At 64.9% G+C, this 18,324-nt stretch carries 16 protein-coding genes; 5 read left to right on the top strand and 11 right to left on the bottom strand.

Annotation, left to right across the window (positions count from 1 at the left end):
- Positions 1 to 2: 2 nt before the first annotated feature.
- From QMK17_RS22915 to QMK17_RS22865, 11 genes are all read right to left on the bottom strand, one after another.
- Positions 3 to 1,583: an SCO6880 family protein gene (locus tag QMK17_RS22915; RefSeq protein ID WP_283511605.1), complete on the bottom strand. Its 1,581-nt coding sequence runs from the start codon at positions 1,581 to 1,583 to the stop codon at positions 3 to 5.
- A 3-nt stretch (positions 1,584 to 1,586) separates the two neighbouring features.
- The gene (locus tag QMK17_RS22910) at positions 1,587 to 3,779 is read right to left on the bottom strand and encodes a hypothetical protein (RefSeq protein WP_283511604.1); all 2,193 of its coding nucleotides are present in this window, start codon (positions 3,777 to 3,779) and stop codon (positions 1,587 to 1,589) included.
- An 8-nt stretch (positions 3,780 to 3,787) separates the two neighbouring features.
- The gene (locus QMK17_RS22905; RefSeq protein ID WP_283511603.1) at positions 3,788 to 4,516 is read right to left on the bottom strand and encodes a hypothetical protein; all 729 of its coding nucleotides are present in this window, start codon (positions 4,514 to 4,516) and stop codon (positions 3,788 to 3,790) included.
- 77 nt (positions 4,517 to 4,593) lie between these two features.
- Entirely contained in the window at positions 4,594 to 4,995 is a 402-nt protein-coding gene (locus QMK17_RS22900; protein ID WP_283511602.1) for a hypothetical protein, read from the bottom strand.
- A gap of 42 nt (positions 4,996 to 5,037) precedes the next feature.
- The gene (locus tag QMK17_RS22895) at positions 5,038 to 5,634 is read right to left on the bottom strand and encodes a hypothetical protein (protein WP_283511601.1); all 597 of its coding nucleotides are present in this window, start codon (positions 5,632 to 5,634) and stop codon (positions 5,038 to 5,040) included.
- Complete coding sequence (locus QMK17_RS22890) at positions 5,631 to 7,313, bottom strand: peptidoglycan DD-metalloendopeptidase family protein (protein ID WP_283511600.1); 1,683 nt, start codon at positions 7,311 to 7,313, stop codon at positions 5,631 to 5,633. The genes QMK17_RS22895 and QMK17_RS22890 overlap by 4 nt, the downstream gene beginning before the upstream one ends.
- Positions 7,314 to 7,454: 141 nt before the next feature.
- Positions 7,455 to 9,548, bottom strand: a complete 2,094-nt coding sequence (locus QMK17_RS22885; RefSeq protein ID WP_283511599.1) for a cutinase family protein — start codon at positions 9,546 to 9,548, stop codon at positions 7,455 to 7,457.
- Between the two features lie 38 nt (positions 9,549 to 9,586).
- The gene (locus QMK17_RS22880) at positions 9,587 to 10,900 is read right to left on the bottom strand and encodes a MinD/ParA family ATP-binding protein (RefSeq protein WP_283511598.1); all 1,314 of its coding nucleotides are present in this window, start codon (positions 10,898 to 10,900) and stop codon (positions 9,587 to 9,589) included.
- Complete coding sequence (locus QMK17_RS22875; RefSeq protein ID WP_283511597.1) at positions 10,897 to 11,556, bottom strand: hypothetical protein; 660 nt, start codon at positions 11,554 to 11,556, stop codon at positions 10,897 to 10,899. Before QMK17_RS22875 ends, QMK17_RS22880 begins: the two co-directional genes overlap by 4 nt.
- 78 nt (positions 11,557 to 11,634) lie before the next feature.
- Positions 11,635 to 12,249: a hypothetical protein gene (locus QMK17_RS22870; protein ID WP_283511596.1), complete on the bottom strand. Its 615-nt coding sequence runs from the start codon at positions 12,247 to 12,249 to the stop codon at positions 11,635 to 11,637.
- A gap of 47 nt (positions 12,250 to 12,296) precedes the next feature.
- The gene (locus QMK17_RS22865; RefSeq protein ID WP_283511595.1) at positions 12,297 to 13,589 is read right to left on the bottom strand and encodes a hypothetical protein; all 1,293 of its coding nucleotides are present in this window, start codon (positions 13,587 to 13,589) and stop codon (positions 12,297 to 12,299) included.
- Positions 13,590 to 14,345: 756 nt separating this feature from the next.
- On the opposite strand from QMK17_RS22865, the gene QMK17_RS22860 reads away from it, so the two are divergent.
- From QMK17_RS22860 to QMK17_RS22840, 5 genes are read left to right on the top strand one after another with little or no spacing between them, the layout of a single operon-like run.
- Positions 14,346 to 14,846, top strand: coding sequence for a hypothetical protein (locus QMK17_RS22860; RefSeq protein WP_283511594.1), 501 nt, complete (start codon positions 14,346 to 14,348; stop codon positions 14,844 to 14,846).
- The gene (locus QMK17_RS22855) at positions 14,843 to 15,256 is read left to right on the top strand and encodes a hypothetical protein (protein WP_283511593.1); all 414 of its coding nucleotides are present in this window, start codon (positions 14,843 to 14,845) and stop codon (positions 15,254 to 15,256) included. Before QMK17_RS22860 ends, QMK17_RS22855 begins: the two co-directional genes overlap by 4 nt.
- A 44-nt stretch (positions 15,257 to 15,300) precedes the next feature.
- Positions 15,301 to 15,783 (top strand): hypothetical protein, encoded by a 483-nt coding sequence (locus tag QMK17_RS22850; RefSeq protein ID WP_283511592.1) that lies wholly within the window; start codon positions 15,301 to 15,303, stop codon positions 15,781 to 15,783.
- A gap of 8 nt (positions 15,784 to 15,791) precedes the next feature.
- Positions 15,792 to 16,922 carry a DUF6545 domain-containing protein gene (locus tag QMK17_RS22845; protein ID WP_283511591.1) on the top strand — a complete coding sequence of 377 codons (1,131 nt, stop codon included), beginning with the start codon at positions 15,792 to 15,794 and terminating at the stop codon, positions 16,920 to 16,922.
- On the top strand, positions 16,919 to 18,322 hold the full coding sequence (locus tag QMK17_RS22840; protein WP_283511590.1) for a cytochrome P450: 1,404 nt from the start codon (positions 16,919 to 16,921) through the stop codon (positions 18,320 to 18,322). Before QMK17_RS22845 ends, QMK17_RS22840 begins: the two co-directional genes overlap by 4 nt.
- The last annotated feature ends 2 nt before the right edge of the window (positions 18,323 to 18,324 follow it).

Genomic DNA, 18,324 nt, shown 5'->3' with positions numbered 1-18,324 from the left:
GGCTACTTGGTGTAGCGGGTGGCCGCGAGACCACGGGCAAAGGGAAGGGTGGTGAACAGGGCGACGTCGTGATCGTCGTCCTGCCAGGCGATCGTTTTGATCGCCGATTCGTCGCAGGCCTCACTGACCCGCATGCATGCGCGGTCCAGGTCGTCTTCGCCCCGGCCCGTCACCGCGATGGCCATCGAGTAGATGACGCCGTGATGCCCGGAACCGGGCATCAGATCGCCCCGGCGCCGGCCCGAGGCGGTGGCCATCACATCCGCCGAGCCGTCCCCGATTCGGCCTTTACGCCGCTCGGTTTCCTGCGACGCCTGATCTTGGGTGAAGTCCTGTTTCGCGGCCTCGCGTGCGACGGCATCGGGAACGAAATCCATACGGACGCTGACGGTTCGGATCGTCGGCGACGGCGGGGTCTCGTCGTCGCCGGGATCGGGTGCAACTCCGGTGAGCAGCGGCGCGAGCCACAGCGGTCCGAGTTCTACCGGTTCGATACTGGCAGGGGGAATGATCCCGACGCGGGTGTGCCAGCGTCCGGAGACCACGGATTCGCGGCCGCCGATGTAGGAGGGCCAGCAGTTCTCCCAGCGGGCGCCCTGGTGGCGATCGAGCTTGAAGGTCGGATCGACGAACGCCCGGATGACCGCGCAGGTGCGCTGCTCACCGAAGACCTCGACCCGGCCCAGGCCCGAGGAGATCAGTTTGCTGACCGCACGCATCGTCTCATCGCGTACGACCTGCGCGATTCCGCCTTCGAAGCGGGCATCCTTGCCGCCGGCAGCGCGGGCGGCTGCAGCTTCGAACGGTTCGGTCTGCGGCAACTTGAGCACCACGTACGCCCGGTGTTCCTCGGTGTGCGGGCGGATCGTGTCGAGCAGGTTGCCGTAGGAGGCGACCGGCGCGGCCAGGCGTATATCGCCGAGAGCTTCCACCTGGTGTTCGACCCAGTCCTCGTGTTTGGTCAGATCGGCGGGGATGGAGCGGTGAATGAACTGGACACCTCGAATCAGCGAGGACTTGCGTGCCAGAGAGGCACCGAACATGCCGAACTTTTCCGAGGTGCTCGCCCACGCCGCATCGGTGCGTAGACCGCCCGCGAGACCCTGCACCGAGAGAACCACCGTGTAATAGGCGCGTTCGCCCGGGTTGGCGGTGCGGATGATGAACATCTCGTCCAGGCCGGTTCCGGAAACGTCGAGGGGAGCGGTCCGCCCCAGCGGCACCGGGTACTCCCACCCCGGATCGAGGCCCTCCACCCCGTACGCCGGATCACCGCCATGGCGGAAGAGGTGCTCACCGCGGCGAGTGCGTGACCACGTGCGCAGTGAGTGCAGCTTCTCCGAGGCGTAGGAGCGATCCCCGAATTCGAACGTCGCAGCGAACACCCCGAGATACAGGGCGGCGATGAATCCGATGGTCAGGGTGCCGCCGCCGAGGATGAAATACGCGGCGATGCCCACGAATAGTGTCGCGGACCAGGCGATCAGAACCGGCGGGGAGATTCCCGTCAACCCGCGGCGGGCGATTTCGCCGCCGAGAATCGAGGTCCGCTGCACGCTCTCGTGCACGGTATCGGTGGACATTGCTTACCTGCCTTCGGATTCGGATGCGGCCGATTCGGCACTGGACTTGGCTTTGTTCATCGCCGCCGAGGCGGTCTGTGCCGCGATCGGTATCGCGGCCGCCCCCGAGGTCGCCGCGATCGAGGCCGAACCGGTGGCAAGTTTGCCGCCCAGACGGGTCGCCATTCCCAGCTTCGACCCGCCGCCCGCTGTGGCGCCGCCGCCGCCGTGACCAGCCGGCCCGGAGTGAGCTGCGGTCGGTGTGGATCCCGACTTCGCGTGGGGTGCTCGTCCAGCGGCCTCGACACCACTGCCGGACGGTGTCGAACGCGGGGACGCGTTCGAGCCGCCGACACCACTGCCACTGCCGCCGCCGCTGCTGCGACCGCCGCCGCCGCTGCGTCCGCGGAAGAGCGCCGAGCTTCCGGCGCCGCCGATCATCCCGCCGGCGACCGAACCGCCGCCGCTACCGAAACCTTCGGAATCGGCTTTGGTGGGCAGGATCGGTCCCCACTTGAGCAGCCCCCAGGGCGCCAATCCGACGACGACCATCGACGCTCCGATCAGTGCGAGCGCGCCGAGTGAGGTCAGGTCGCCGGATCCGCCGCCGCCGGAGAGCAGTGCATTGTTCGCCCCGGCCAGCACGATCGAGATCAGCAGGAACAGCAACGGTTTGCTGAGCACGATCCCGACGAACGTCATCACCGGCCGCAGAGCTTTGACTCGCCAGCTCGGGTGCACCCACATGCCGTAACCGATCCCGGCGATGCAGGCGGTCAGTGGCAGCCCGATCTGGTGCATCAGCAGACCGAGGTACACCGACATCGCGCCGAGGAGCAGAAGGCCGAAGAAGATCAGCCCGACGACGTTGCCGCCGGTGAGGGTTTCGGAGTTGATCTCGCCGACCGTGTTGTAGATGTTTTCGACCATCTCGGTGACCGTGGACCCGCTGGCCGCGGTGATGCCATCGGTGAGCGCTTTGGCGAGCTCGAGCAGCAACTGGGCGCCGGTGAGGGAGAACAGCATCATCACGATCCCGGCGGGCAGATAGCCGAATACATTGCTCACCAGCTCGGTAGGGGAGCCTTTGTGTCTCGAGCGCATCACTGCGATCAGGACCGCGAACGACATCACTATGATCCCCAGCCCTGTCGAGATCGCGTACCAGGTGATGAACCACGCGGCGGTCGGGTCGAAGTCCCCGGTGCTGTTCAACCCGCGCAGCACTGCGTCGGTCGTGGAGAGCGCACTGGACTTGGTGGCGTTGACCCAGTCGTCGATGACGGTGGAGGGGTCGGAGACGAAGTCGGCGACATCGACTGCCCTGTCGCCGAGCCAGGACCAGGCCTGTACGTAGGCCTTGCCGGCCTTGTATTGCGGCGTGGATTCGATGACCCGGCCCAACGTGTCTTTCGCCCGGTCGGCGGCGCCGGTGTTCTGGTCGATCCAGTTGGCGGTACCGGCGAACAGTCGCCCGATCGCAAGGTTCCAGTCCTGGCATTGACGCACGTCGCGCTCGGCGTTGGCTTTAGCGCAGTCGACGAAGAAGGCGTGCATGCAGTACTGGTCACCCGATCCGCCTGCGCAGGCATCGGACCACGCAGAGTCCGGAACCGCATCCGCTCCCGGCAGTTGCTTGATCGCGGCCAGCGAGTCCGCATCGGGGGCCTGAGTCCATGCGAATCCCCAGGTGCTCCACTCCTTGGTGCCCCACCGAGTCAGATCGCCGGCGCAGGTTCCGGCCGGTGGGTGAAAGCTGGTGTCCCCAGCCGGGAACACTGTCGGGAGAGCACCTTCCTGCGGTTCTACGCCGTCGGCAACAGCTTTCGTCGCCTCATCCGCGATGTCGATCGCGCGGCTCTGACCCCCGGCGGCGAACGTGGCACCGCCGATCATGGTGACCTTCTCCTCATCGGAAGCGGTCCAATACATCAACCGGTTTTCGTTCGAGAGTGCTTGGGAGATATACAGTCCCAGATCTCCGCCCTGTTCTCGGCACTTCCCCGTGAACCACGGGCCGCTCTTGAACTCCTCGGTGCCGCCGATGAACTTCTTCAGATCGTCCGGGAAGTGGGCAGGCAGTCTCGTCGCGGACTGCTGGCCCGCGACCGCCCCCGGCTCCGGAACGGGCACCGGGGCAGCCGTAGCGATAGCGGCCGGGCCGAACAATGCAGCCAACGCGGCTACGACGATAACGAGAACGAGACGACGAATCATGCTCTCTCCTAGTCGATGTAGAAGGTGTAGTACCCGGCGGCCAGTTGACCACCGAGCGCGGAATCAGCGGCCGGGTACGACGCGTCCTCCGGCCGTGGTCCCTGACGGAACGACCAATCGCGGGCCTTCCAATCCCCGTCCTGCCAGACAAGAGAGAGGTCCGTCGTCGAGTAGGTCGTCGAGACTGATACTTTCCCGGTGTCGTTGATCTCGGACTGCCCGACGCCGATCGTCCAGATCGTCACCTCGGCAGCGTCCGAGGTGAACGAGGTGACGGTCACGGCGCCGGGGAGCAGGGAGAGAACGTCGTCGTCCTCGTCGCGATTGCTTTCGCTGTCGAGGGCTGCACCGAGCGTCTGGCCGGGTTCGGCAACGATCATCGACTCACGCACGGCCTCCATGTCGATACGTCCCTGGCCCGCCTGCGCGATCGCCTGAATGGTGTTGACAGCTGCCGTCGACGCACCCTGCTCGTCGCGGGTGTAGCCGCTGGGGACTCCGTTGTTGACCGTGCTCGGCCCGTGCACGGCGCGGATGGCGTCGGCGGAGTTCTCCGTATCCCCGCTACCTGCCAATCCAACGACAAGGGCGATCACCAGAAGGGTCAGTACGGCGGCCGCGATGATCAATGGACGCTTGAAGGGGAAGCCCTGCCCATTCTGGTCCTGCTCGGGTTGCGTGTGGCCGTAGTCAGGCCCGGACGATTCGGCGGCGACGTTGCGGTAGTCAGTGCCCATGTGGGTGTTCTCTCTTTCGCGGCGAGGCCGCATCTGTGGGGTTGCTCGAGGCGGTATCGAGTGGGGTCATGGTGGTCTCAGCCACCGACAAGGAACAGGACGCCGCCGATGATGGGCGAGGCCGCGGCGACGATGCCGAGGACGTAGAGCGACATCTTCCAGTCGTCGGTCGCTTCGCTCAGGTCACTCGACATGCCGCGCTTGCGTGCTTTCTTCAGGCTCAGACCCGAGGTGAGGACGTAGAGGCCGGCGACTGCGATGCATCCGCCCCAGACGGCGGCGAGGATGCGCTTCCAGGTCGAGTTCAGCGCGGGACCGAGCAGACTCAGATCAGGGTTGACGCCGTCGAGGGGATTGGAAATTGTCTGCGCTGTAGCGACGCCGCCGGCGAGAAGCAGGAATGCAGCGGTGAGGGCAACTATGCCGATGATCCGGGGCAGACGGGGACGGGTGGCGGGGGAGGTGGACGCGGCGAACATGGATGATCCTTTCCGAGGTGGGCAAGCCTGGCTGCGAGAAGTTCATTTGTTCTGAATTCGACTCACCTCCCAGCCGCCGGCGCCGCGGCGCAGGACGACGGCGACGATCGACTGCCCGGCCGCAGTTCCATCGAGGCGTTGCACGACGCGGTAGGAGCGGTACGCGGCCGAATCGGTCTGCGGGGGAACGGGTTCGTCGTCGGCGGTGATCTCCGGGACGAGTACCGCCCCGGTCTGCGCCCAGGATTGCCACTGCGCGCCGGGACTGGACTGCGCTGTGGTGGCGGTGATCTCGCGGGCGTAGTCGGCGGTGAGCAGCGGCGCGGTGCGGGCTGCGGCATCGTTGGGTCCGGAGTCGTCGGCAGTGTTCCAGGTGAACCAGATCGACAATGCTGTGGTGGCCACGGCGCTGGGATCGCTGCGGTCCACCTCTGCTGCGGAGGCGGGAAGCGTTTTCGCCGCGCTCGGCGGTGTCCGGACCTGTTCGCTCGCCCCGGGATCGGCAGCGCCGGGTGTCCATTGCTGCGCGGGCATCGCCGGGCCGTTGTTCGTGTCCGGCGCACTGTCGGTGCTCGCGCAGCCGGTCAGTACGGCGGCGCTCAGCGCCAGTGCTGTCAGGGCGGTGCGTGTGGTGTTCATCCGAATCTCCGTGCGCTCAGGCCGCTGGTGGGCGGGGTCCAGTTCGATACTTTGACCACGTCGCCGGACTGCGGGGCCTCGACGACGGTGTTGTTTCCGAGCCAGATGAAGATGTGGCCGGAGTGGGGTTGGATGATGTCGCCGGGCGCCAGCTCGCCGGGAGTGGCGACGATGCGGCCGCGGCTATCGGCGATCTGCGCCGAGTCCTGATGGGGGAGAGGGATCGAGCCGCCGGAGGCCTGCGCGATCGCGTAGAGAACGAGCCCGGAGCAGTCGAAGCCGACCTTGTCGAAGTCGCCGATCATGTCCGCGACTCCGCCGCCGTCGCTGACTCCTTTGGTGGGTCCATTGCGGTCTCCGCCGCCCCAGGCGTATGTGGTGCCGAGCCATGCCGTCGCGGCGGCGACGACGTTCTGCCCGAACGGGCCACCGGGGACCAGTCCCGGACCGTTGTCGGCGATGGCGACGGAGAACTCTTCGGCGGCGCTGCGCGGGATCAGGGCGATGTAGTCGAGGGTTTCGGTGTTCTGGCAGACCTGTCCGCCGGCGAGGGTGTTGCCGGGGCCGCAGTTGTACATCGAGAGATACAGCTCGGTCAGATCCCCGCGCAGTGTCCCGGCGGCGAGGCCGTCTTTAGCGATGGCTGCGAGTTCGCAGTCGTAGGCGGCCTGGCTCATCACCGCGTCGGCGATGCTGCGGGTGTCCTTGCGGCCGTCACCGTCGCCGTCGACGGCCTTCGTCGCCCACGTGGCGGGCATGAACTGCGCGGGACCGTCCGCCCCGGACTGTTCGTTGTGGGCGCCGGTGTTGAAGCCGCTTTCTTGTTTGAGCTGAGCGGCCACGAGCGGGGCGGTGACTTCGGCGCACACGGTGCCGGCTTTGACCACCCACGGTTCGAACTCGGCCGGTACCGACCCGGGGCGTAGTCCGGTGGTGCCGACTGGCTGTCCGCAGCCGGGCTTGACCGCGGCCGCCAGTTTCACGTCCCGGCTCGACGCCGACGACTTCGGTGTCAGGGTCGGGCCGGCGGCAGGGGCGGCGGCGAGTGCGTCGATGACGGCGTCCGGCGGCGACTGCGCGGTGGATCCGGCGAGCCACCCGACGGGGTCGACCGGGCTCGAACCCGGCGCCAATCGGGTTCCGGGCCAGACCTCGAAGTGCAGATGTGGGCCGGTGGATTGTCCTGCGTTGCCGACCGTGCCGATCGGGTCACCGGCGGCGACGATCTGGCCCTGAGAGACGCCGACGCCGTCATCGTTCATGTGGCCGTAGACAGTGGAGAGCGATTGTCCGTCGACGACGGTGTCGATGATGATCCAGTTGCCGAAGCCGGTGGCGTGGCCGGCTTCGGCGACGGTGCCGTCGGTGGCGGCATGGATCGCGGTGCCGATGGGTGCGGAGTAGTCCTGGCCCTGGTGGCCTTCCTGTGCGCCGGTGACCGGGTTGGTGCGCGGCCCGAACCCGCTGGTGGCTTGGTAGGTGCCCTCGCGCAGGGGCATGACCACAGTCCCTGAATGCGGCGCGGTGTTACTGGCGGCCGGTAGGCAGGTGCCTTCGTCTGCTGGCGGTGTGCGATCTCCGGAGAGGGCAGCGAACAGGGCGGCCGCGACGAGGACGGCGACCAGTACGGCGCCGAGCGTGCCGATGCCTTTCCCGCTGCCGTGCTGCGATGCTGCCATGGTGCATGTCCTCACGATCGAGTGCGATCAGTGCCCGCCCGGACACCTTCTGTGCTGCAATGTGTTTCGGTTTCGTGTTACTTCTCGTCTCGGCTGCCCGCCCGGCCGCCGACATGAGGGTGGTGTGTCGTCGAAGAGTGCTCAGCCGCCGATCTTTTGGGTGAAAAAATCAACGAGCCATTGCAGGGCGCTACGGCCGGTGGAGTCGACGGTGAAATCGGCGTAGGACTGGTGCGCGCCGGACGCTAGAAAGGTTGCCGCGTCGACGCCGGCGCCGACGAGTTCGGCCGCGTCGCCGGCGCCCGGTGAGGATGCGAGGGAGACGAGACTGCCTGCCAGCCCGGCGAAGTCGCCGCTGGAGGCTTGCCGGCCGAGAGCGGCGGACTGCCCGGTGACCTGCGTCTGTGCCCCGAGCTGGTTGGGACTGGTCTTCGATGCCGACCCGGAGAGGACACCCACGGCGACGGATGCGAGATCGAGTCCGATCGGGAGGAGTTCGGCGGCGGCGGCGAGGTTGCCGGTTTCGATGATCTTCCACGCCACTTCCTGGATGGCGCCGACGTCGTTGGCGAGGCGAATGACGTCGACGTTGCCGAGCAGACCCAGGGCCAGTGAGGCGATCTGCGCCGATCCGGACGGATCGGGGATCATCGCCACCAGAGCGGAGAGGGTGCGCAGGTCGACCCCGGCCGCCATCTTCACGATCGGGGCGAACTGATTGTTCAGCTCCCCGGCGATCTGGTGTGCACCGTGCACGTCGAGGGCCGCGACTTTCTGCGGCAGAGCGATGAGGTTGTCGATGATGCCCTGGTAGTCCATGGAGGTGAAACCGGTGGCGACGTTGACGATTTGGTTCACCACCGTTTTCGGCTCGAGCAGGGAGAGGACCTGTGTCGCGGAGGTCAACGCATCCGGGGAGACCGACTGCAACGGTGCGATCTGGCCATTGAGGGTCTGCGCGGTGCCTGCGAGTCCGGCGGTGGTGGCGGTGCCGCCGAGCACCGAGGATGCGGAGGCGGCGATCGAGGTGGCCGACTGCACGGCGCCGGCGATGTCGATCTGATCGAGGGCATCGAGAACGGCGGAAGTCTGCGCTTCCGGAGTACCGCCGGGGGCGGTACCCAGAGAGGTGCGGATGCCGGGGTTCGCCGCGATCATCGACTGCACCTGCGCGAGCGGGGTCAAGGTGTTCAGCAGCGAGGTAGCGGAGGCTTCGACACCGGCGACCTGCGACTGGCTTCGGTTGGTGCCCACGGATTCGGGGAGGGTGTCGATGCGCTGTCCGAGGGTGGAGGCTGTGCTTGCGGCGCCGGTGAGATCGACGCGGGAGAAGTCCGAGACGAGCGAGGATGCGAAATCCGCGGTTCCGCCTGCAGTGGTACCGGCTTGGCCAGTGCCAGTGCCCGTGCCTGTGCCTGGGCCCGCAGCGTCGGAGCCGGTCACACCGCCTTGGGTGGGGATCGGCGATGCTGCGCCGGCCCCGCTCAGCGATACCGGCGCAGCGGAGGAGGACTCGGCGGGCTTGTTCGTGATGATCTTGCCGAGTCCGGCGAGTATGCCGTCTTTGCCGGCGTTGGTGGAGCAGTACAGATCGGTCGGGGCGCAGAACTGCTTGACCAACGGTGCCAGCGATCCGAACCCTTCGGGCCGCACGCCGCCGATGCCCTGGCCGTCGACCTTCGGGCCGACCAGGGTGCCCCCGGCTGTGCCTTGGTGTGGGTCGGCGACCAACCCGACTCCGAGGATTCGGGTAGCAGGGATGACGCCGCTGCCGTTTCCGATGTCGGCGGCGATGTCGCCGGCCGCGTCGGCGCCTTGGGAGTAGCCGGCGAGGAGGAACTTCGAGCTCGCGCAGGCGGAGGTGAGGATGTTGTTGATCGAGTTCTTGCCGGTTTGTTTGCTGCCAAAGTAGGTGCGGCCCTGATCGAACGCCGACGCCGAATACGCCGGGTAGTACACCTCGATGGCGTTGCCGTACTTCTGTTTCAAGGAATCACCGACCGGCGCGAGCATGCCCACCGGAGTGCTCGGGTTCGCGGCCGCGTTCGTCTCCCACGTCCCGGGTGTCATGACGGCGACGTACTTCGCGCAGGCTGTCGCCGCGGTCTGCGACGGGGCCGCCTGCACCGGCGCTGCGGCCGAGAGGAGTACCGCCGAGACCGCAGCAGCGGAGGCAGCCGCGCGGGTGGCGCGTCGCCGCTGCGCGCTACCGGCGAGAGGGGTCCTGCGGGTCATGGCGTCTCCTCAGACATATCGGGGTGGGGCTGAATCGGTCAGGCTCCGCGGCGGCTGCGGCGGCGTTCCCACTGCGAGAGCTGCGGGAGGTCGCTTCCGGGATGTCGATACATCGGCTCGGGGGCGAAGGAATCGCTGTATTCGAAGGCGGCCTGGCGCCGCGCGGCGCCGAGAGTGTCCGCGACCAGGGCGGTGACGTTGGTGTATGCCTCGAGCGTGGAGGCAGGCAGATCCTTGTAGTTGATCCGGTCCCCGCGAGCGAGGGCAGGCTCGTACGGCGCGTCGACGAAGTTGCCCTCCGGCACCCCGAGATCGCGGAGATCGTCGTAGATCATCGCCGCCAACTCCGGTGACGAATCCGGTGTCACACACGTCACCACCACCGTGGAAGCCAGCAAGTGGCCGTGGCCGCGGACCGCGATGCCATCGAGCATCTGATAGACCTGCTTGGCCATGTCCATCCGCAGCGGCAACGGCACCACCAGGGCGTCGGAATGCTGGACCGCCCACTGCCAGTTGTCGGCGAGGGGGTTGTTGCCGGTGTCGACGATGATCAGATCCCGGTGCCGGCGCAGTACAGCCATCACCGCGGCGCACTCGTCCCAGCCGATGCTCCGGGACTGGGTTGTCGAATTGTCCGAGGCCAGAATGTCTTCCATCGTGGGTTGGCGGCGCAGGAAGGCGTTCAGCGAGCCGGACACCGCCGAGGACGAGGCCAGCTCACCGGCGCGTCCGAGTAGATCCCACACCGTCAGTTCCGGTTCTGTGGTCCGCGCGGCGCGGTCACCGAGGCTTCCGGTGGATTCGCACGCATCCCACACCGTGACACCCTGGCCGCGATGTTTGCCGAAGGTCGCGCCGAGCATGACCGAGGTGATGGTATTGCCGGATCCGCCCTTCGGGTTGATCACCGAGACGACCGAGCATCCCGGAAGTGGCTGCTGCACAACGCCCACCGACTGACGAAATCGGACTTCGGCGGAGAGGTGCTTGGGGCGCATCGTGGCGCCGAGGGCAGCGTTGAGCCGCCCGCGCAGCCCCCACGTCGCGGGTTCGGCGGTCAGGTCCTCTTCTGTGCGGTCGAACATCCGGGCGCGGTAGAGCGTTTCGGGATCGACGCCCGGTGCCTCGATGGCAGCCAACGCGTCCTGTCCGACGCCGTAGGGGTCGGGGGTGAGATCGCAATCTTCACTGCCGTTGCCGCTGGGTGCGGCGGCGGTGTCGGGGCGCCGCAGACGTTGATTGCGCAGGTTCACTGCCGATTCGGCTTCGTAGCTCGCGACCGGATCGAGGGCCTCGATCGGGGTGTCGACCGGGCTGGCGTCATCACCCTGTGGTGGGCGGGAGGTCATCGCTGCACCGCCGTGTCGTCGACGAGCAGGTCGGTGAGTCGGATGGCTTGCCAGGCGCGATGGCCGGGCGCCTCGCACCACTGCGCGGCGGGGTTGTCGTCGGTGATGTCGAGTTGTTGGAGGTGGACGCCGTGTTTGGCTGTGATTGCCGCCAGGCGGATGCCGTCGACGCCGGGGTTGGAGATATGAAGAATCAGACGGATCGTGGGGACGCCGAGCTCGGCGCGGAGTTTGCCGGTGAGAAATGATGCTTTGCCGGCGGCGGAGTCGTCGGCGGAGACCTGGTCGCCGCGGCGGAAGATGGCGTCCTTGGCATGAAATGTTCCGTACCAGGCTGTCTCCTCGCCGCCGTCGCCGACGACTGCGAAGCTTCCGCGTTCGTCGCCTGCTGCGTAGAGCTCGACGAGAGGCGCCGAGGCTGCAGCGTCGGCGACTTCGCCCGTGACCTGTTCGGCTTCGTGGGCGCGCAGTACGTCGTAGTCGAGGTCGAGTTGCTTGTAGAGCTCGCGTTTGATCTTCGGCCACATCGACCGGGTGAACAGCCCAGCCTCTTCCGCCCATGAGCGCAATGCAGTGGTGTCGGCGGCGCGCAATTGCTCCTGTGCCTCTCGGACTGCGGCGGCGGCCTGATCCCATTCGATCGATGCGCTGGTCATATCTCTGGTGTTCCTTTCTTCGGGCTGCTCACCGCGCCGGGTGGCGGTGTTCTCGCTGATTCGGGCTACTGGCGGCGGTCAGGCATCGTCGATGGAGGCGATGACGTGGCGTCCGTCGACCTCGGTGGTGGTGATGCGTTGGCGGTACTGCACCCCGGGCCCGGCCGGGCCGCCCTCGGTGAGGGTGAGGGTGAAGACACCGGGGCGGAGCGGGTCGATGTCGAGGCAGTACGTCGTATCGGCGGCGACTGTGGCGATACCGGCGTCGAGATTCGCGACGACGGTGAACGGCGCTGTCGACGGCGCTTCGGGAGAGATCAGGGCGTGAGCGGCTGCGCCGGAGCGCTGCACGTAGTAGGCGTGCTCGAACGCTGCGATGGCTCCGGTTCCGCTGTCCTGGTCACCGCGCGGCATTGAGCAATCGGGTCCGGCAGTGGCCGCGGTGGTTGCGGTTGCCGACAGGGTTGTCGTCGGCGGAGTTCCAGCGGATTCAGTAGTCGAGGAGTCCGAGCCGGAGAGCGCGGCGACGAGAGCGCCAGTCAATAGGGCGACGGCGGCGATGACGGCGAAGAGGAGCCGTGGCCGGCGGAGACGGGGGCGGCCGGTCGTTGATCGGGGTGTGCCCGATGGCAACCCCGACCGGGCAGGGCCGGTAGCGGGGGCGATCGGGGATGCCATGGAGCGTCGCGACATCTGGCTGGGTCCTTTCCTGGCAAATGCGTTCTGGCGGGACCGAAGTTCTACGCGGGCAGAAGATTCGCCTGCAGGCCTGCGAGGGCGGCGTTGGCCTGGTCGAGGACAGGTGCGGCGGCGGTGTTCACAGCAGTGACCGTGTCCGCGACGGCGGGCTGTTCCAGGACTGTCGAGGTGAATCCCTGAACCGCTTCGTAGGCCGATTCGTCGGTCCAGACCGACGAATTGGCGACAGCCTCCTCGATGATCGGTGCGGCGCTATCGGCCGCCGTGTTTGCCTGAGCGAGGAGAGCCGGGCCGTCGAGGGTGAGCGGCGCCGGGATCGCCGGGAGTTGATCGGCAGCAAGCCCTGGCAGCGGTGCTTCGAGAGTCGGTGGCGCCTGCGGTGCGGGTTCTTCGATCACCGTTGCTTCGCCACCTGCAGCGGCGGCACCGAGTACACCGCCGGTGACTGCGCCGATCACGGTGCTGCCCAGCACGATCGGTACGGAGACTACCGCCCCGGTCCCTGCCCCCAAGGCGGCTCCCAGACCGGGGATGAACACGTAACCCAGCGGTGCAACGGGGATGACCGGTACGGCGGCGGTCGCGCCGATAGCCAAACCGATTGCTGTGCCGGTTCCGGTGATCACGGCGGCCGGTGCGAGGCCGACCAGCAACCCTGCGGTAGCGCCCCCGATGGCACCGGCGGCCGTGCCGGCAGCGATGCGATCCGCACGCGGCGCATCGGCCAGACCTTGATCGACGAGGAAGTTTCCGCCGTCTGCCTGAACAGCTTGGAGGGTGTCGCTGACCTGACGGGCGAGTGTCGGATCGACCACGGCCGGGTCGTACGGGACGGGATTCGCTCCGACCAGAACGGTGTTCTCCGGCGTTTTGATCGGCACGATCTTCGTCCGCTTGATCGTCGGGGCAGGCGCAGGCTCCGGTTCCGATGCAGGAACAGGGGTTTGGCTTCCGTCGTCCTGGACTAGGCCGTGGACCGGGGCTGGGGCGCTCTCGTAGATGGCTGGGGCGGTGTCGTAGGAGGGTTGCTGGCGGCCCGCGTTGTAGTCGTCGACAGTTCGTGACTCGGAGTAGTCGTAGAGCGGGGTGTAGCCGGGCAAGTACTTCGGCCCTTCGGTGACCACCGGAGCTGGCGTCACGGGTGCGGGCGTGGTGGTCACCCCAGGTTGCGAACCCTGCGGACTGGTCACGCCGGGTTGCGAGGGTGCAGCGTTGGCGGGCCCGGCAACCGTCAGGCTGGCAATCGTAACTACTGCTACCGCCGGAAGAGCCTTGATAACCCGGTCTCGGGTTTTGTGTGAGCGATGCCGTGCGGTTCCTGGATTCGCTGTCATTGAGTCAGTACCTTTTCTGGTGCGACCCGAGCAATGGGTCATTCTGGTGAATACCGTTGATTAGCAACCGGTTCTGGCGACTTTTTTGACGGTCGACTGTGAGTGTCCGTGGGACATGGAGCCCGCGAGAACAGTCCACGGGCAGAAGAAGTTCTCACGGCGACCGACTGATTCGCGGTCTAGTCGAACGGCGCGTTCGACGTCCTGTTGGTCTATTTGTTCGGTGTCTCCCACTGCGCCCGCACTGTGCCATCGACACCAATCAACTGATGTGGGCCGGAACGATGCGGTTCTCGATCGCATAGGTGAGTCGCGCCAGACTGCGAGTTTGCGGACCTCGATCCACAAGCATGCGTCCGATTCGGTGGTTGGCTCGAATGCTGCTGAGCATTCGAGACTGGGTGCTCACTCACCGCTGCGCCCGCTTTAGCTTCAATTTCACAGTCACACCGACGCCCCCCGCGGATCGTTATTGATCGGACCTCTCGAAGCTAGCAAATAAAAGAAGAAAAAAGAAGAAATATTCAAGAATCAACAAAATTCGCAGCGAAAGGGTCGGAATGGTAGTTGAATCTTCTTTTTATTGCCGTTAGGCGTCGAGGCGCATATGGTGATCCGGTGGACGGTCCTGGACGATTGGCTCAATCGGTGTGGAAGCGCCGCGCCGAGTTGGGTCTGAGTCGGACGCAGGTGCGCGATCGAGGAGGTCCATCTGTACCCACCCTGCGCGACCTCGAGTCCACAACCGAGCGGACCGTGTCAGCCACGACCCTGAGCAGGCTCGACAGGGGATTGGATTGGGAGCCCGGCAGCGCATCTGACGTTCTGGACGGCGGCGAACCGCGACCGCGGCAACGCGAAACGCAGGCGAGAGTGGCGATCGGACCCGAGATCATCTCGGTCAGCGTGCCGATTCTGGTTGAGTTACTAACTGTCTCCCAAGGCCTCGAAGCGGTAGCGGCAGACCGACAAGACGTGCCGGAGATCGTACGACTATCGGACAGGTTGGCTGCTGCACTGCACCCTGTTTACGGCGAATATGTGACGGGTCTGTTCGAAGCTAACAAACGCGAAAACGGGTCACTGTCTCCAATTTTCGCCGTATTTGGTCATCTGCTGGACGAGCCCAACGATTCCGACGATCCGACGGCGCGCGAAGAGCGCGCATATCGAAGGTGGCTCGCGGGACGCGAGCAGGAACTGGCAAACGAGACCAGGTTTCGATTCGAACAGCGCTTCGAAGGAGGTACGCGGTGACATCGGATGGTTCGTCGGTACCGTCGCTGAGTACAAGGCTCGACACGCTATTTCGCGTGTGGCTGACGCCGGAGGGCGCAGAGCGCCCGTACTGCGAAGTCGCGGGTGAGCTCCAGCAATTTGGGCTGGACGCCACTGCCGACGACGTACAACGTTGGAGGACAGGTGAGGTCAGCCCTCAACATGACGACCTCATCGGACTGGCCCGAGTTTTCCCTGGCGATGCCAACCTGGACTACCTAACCTCAGATGCACGCGCTTCGGCCGTACATGCGCAGCTGGCGTTGGTGCTCGAACTCGTGGAAGGCAGAGTGAAAGATGTTCGTCTTCGGAGCGAACACGAAGACATCGACCGGCAGGAGTTGACGAAGCTGCTGAAACAGCTACGCGAGCACAGAGTAGCCACCTAGTCGTAACCACCGAGTAAGCCTCTGCGGGGAGGGGATTGGAAGAAGTGGAAGACTTAACGGAGCGTGTGTTCACCCATATGCGCACTATTCGAGAATTGGTTCCGACGCCATGGGTTCGGTACGAGTTCCTTGCTGCCGTCAGTCGTCTCAGGGGCCGCACAATCACACTGACGCCGGTCGAATCTACTGCGCTGCGTCGGCTGCCCTGTGGGTTATGGGTAGCGCTCGACGATCGTGACGAAATCGTGTATGACGCCGCATCCTCCGAGTATCAGATCGACCAAGCCATCATGCACGAAGTTGGGCACATGGTTCTCGATCATCACGCTGTGGGAGAACCGTTCAGTGCGATCGCGGAGTTGCTCCCGGACATCGACTTGACGGCGCTGAAATTTGTGATGACGCGCAGCAACTTCGACGACGAGCAGGAGAGCGAAGCGGAGCTTTTCGCTGATCTCGTAATGTCGAGTGCTGTGTCACCATTCCGGCGGTCGAGTGTTATGACCGATTTCTGGGGACGCCAGTGACATCGTCGGTGCCTACCTGGATCGCATACCCTGTTCTTGCCTTCACTGCACTGGTTGTTCTGGGGCGGGCAGCATTGAATGGCGATGCCCGCTCGTCTCGCCGCGTCACTGCCGCCTTAGGCTTCTTGTTCTTGTCAGGTCTTTTGCGCGAGAGAGCAATCCAGCTCCACGCCGAAAGCTTCACGTCAGCTGTCATCAACGTTCAACTGACTCGTCAAATAAGCACCGTCATGTTGATGCTGGCAATGGTTCCCTTGGTGGTAATGGGTGCACGGTGGGTGATCGGCACCCGCAGCGAGCCTTGGAACCGGTGGATCTACGTGTTGGCGGGACTGTCATCTGCTGCGCTGCTTGCAGTCGGCACCCGCGCACGCGCTTCGGGAAACTACATCGACGTCACCACTGGATGGGAGACGATCGTTTACTTCGGCATCTTTTCAGTCTGGACTGCGGCAATGGCATCGCTTTATTTGGGCGTCGCTGTTCGGGAACTTCGAAGAGGCTCCCTACCCCGACAGTTCATTGTAATGATTGCGGCGCTGGCGCTGCTGTCGCTGTGGGGGGTCGAGGAGTCGATGTCAATCGCCGCGAGTGGAGTAGCCGCAGGAATCGATGTTGCGAGGTCATTTGTGCTGTGGCGGGTTGCCGCAAACGAGAACAACCTGATTTACATCCTCCTCCTCGCCGCAGCATATGCGGCGGTGCCACCTCTGCACCGTGTTTCGGAGTACGGCGGCGTGGACCGGTGGTCGCGCGCCTGCAAGACGCTATCCCCGATGTGGTCAGATCTCACGAGTGCCTGCCCAGAAGTACTCCTGCATCACCTGTCAGCAAACTTGAGTCCTCGCCACAGGGCTCATCGAATGTGTGTCGAGATCCGTGACGCACTCAGCGTTTTGGGCCGCTTCCACACCGTTCGACCAGCTGAGGGTAACGCCGCTGTCTGTTTGGCAATATCAATCGCGGCGTCGGCGGATCGACGACGGTCTGGCGAACTGCCGGGGCAGTTCCATTCCTTCGCAGTAGTTTCAGCAGCACACTTGTCGGACGAGGTGCACGTTCTCGCTGTGCTCGCAAAACACTGGCCTGCTAGTGCAGAGTCATTCGAAAGAATTAAACCGTTGGGGGAGAGCATATGACTATTGATGAACCGAGAGTCATCCGTTCGCGCGACAGGGTTTTGCCGCACCCGTCGCATCGGATACCGATCCTGGGTGACCTGTGGGACTTGCACGTCACCGATTCGAGCCAGTGGGGTATGCGCGGCGCCCAGAAGTACGGTCCGATCTACGAGCGAAAGATTCTTGGCGCTCGGGTGACGTACGTGTCGGGGCCTGATCTCGTTGCGGCCGTCAACAACGAGGCCAATTGGGCCAAGTTCTTGGGCGTTCCCATCCGGGATCTGCGGTCCATAGCAGGGGACGGGTTGTTCACGGCGCACAATTCGGAAGCGAACTGGGCGAAGGCGCACGCAATTCTTGCCCCTGCGTTCACGCAGACAGCGATGCGCACATATCACGATGCAATGGTTCAGACGACCCGAAAACTACTGCAGTACTGGGACAAGCAGGGCGCTGACACCTGGTTCGACATCCCCGCGGACATGAACAAGCTGGCACTCGAAATCATCGGACGAGTCGCGTTCGGCTACGAGTTCGACTCGTTCGCAGACAATGAGCCCCACGACTTGGTGGTGCGGATACTGCGCTCGATGCGATACATCAACCGAGCGGCCTACTCACATCCATTGGTGGAAGCAACAGTATTCCGGGGTGAACGCGACCAACACCGAGAAGACGTGGAGACGATCCACTCGATCGTCGACGACATCGTCGCTAACAGGCGAGCAGGCCGAAGCCAAGGCGCCCAGGGCGATTTGTTGGACCTGATGTTCACGACTGTCGATCCCGAGTCGGGGGAGGGCCTGTCGGATGAAAACATTCGAAATCAGATCCTCACGTTCCTCGTCGCTGGCCAGGAAACGTCAGCGGGGGTGTTGGCGTTTGCACTCCACTACTTGTCGATCCACCCCGAAGTCGCCAACAAGGTCCGGGGAGAGGTCGAAGTCATCTGCCCCGACGGAGACCTAACGTTCGATCAGGTCGGTAAACTGCGGTATTTGCGACGGGTAGTCGACGAGACACTTCGCCTATGGCCGGTGGCGCCAGGCTACTTCAGGAAGGCCCGTCACGACACGATGGTTGGGGACCATCCCTTCGAAGCAGGGGAGTGGGTGTTCATTGTCTTACTACAGTTGCACCGGGACAAGGCATGGGGCGAAGATGCAGAGGAGTTCGATCCGGACAGGTGGACTCGTGGCCAGCGGCCTGCCGACCTTTATAACCTGTACAAGCCGTTCGGGACCGGAATGCGGGCGTGCATCGGCCGACAGTTTGCGTATCACGAGATCCTCGTCGTACTGGCCTCAATTGTGCGAGAGCGCGATTTCGGGCCGCGGCCGGGATATGAGCTACGCGTCGATGAAACTATCTCTTTGAAACCCGCTGATCTCTATACCACGATTATGGGCCGAGATTAGAC

Source organism: Rhodococcus sp. G-MC3 (assembly GCF_030063335.1).
Classification (GTDB): domain Bacteria; phylum Actinomycetota; class Actinomycetes; order Mycobacteriales; family Mycobacteriaceae; genus Rhodococcoides.
This window is presented reverse-complemented; position numbering and strand designations above follow the sequence as displayed.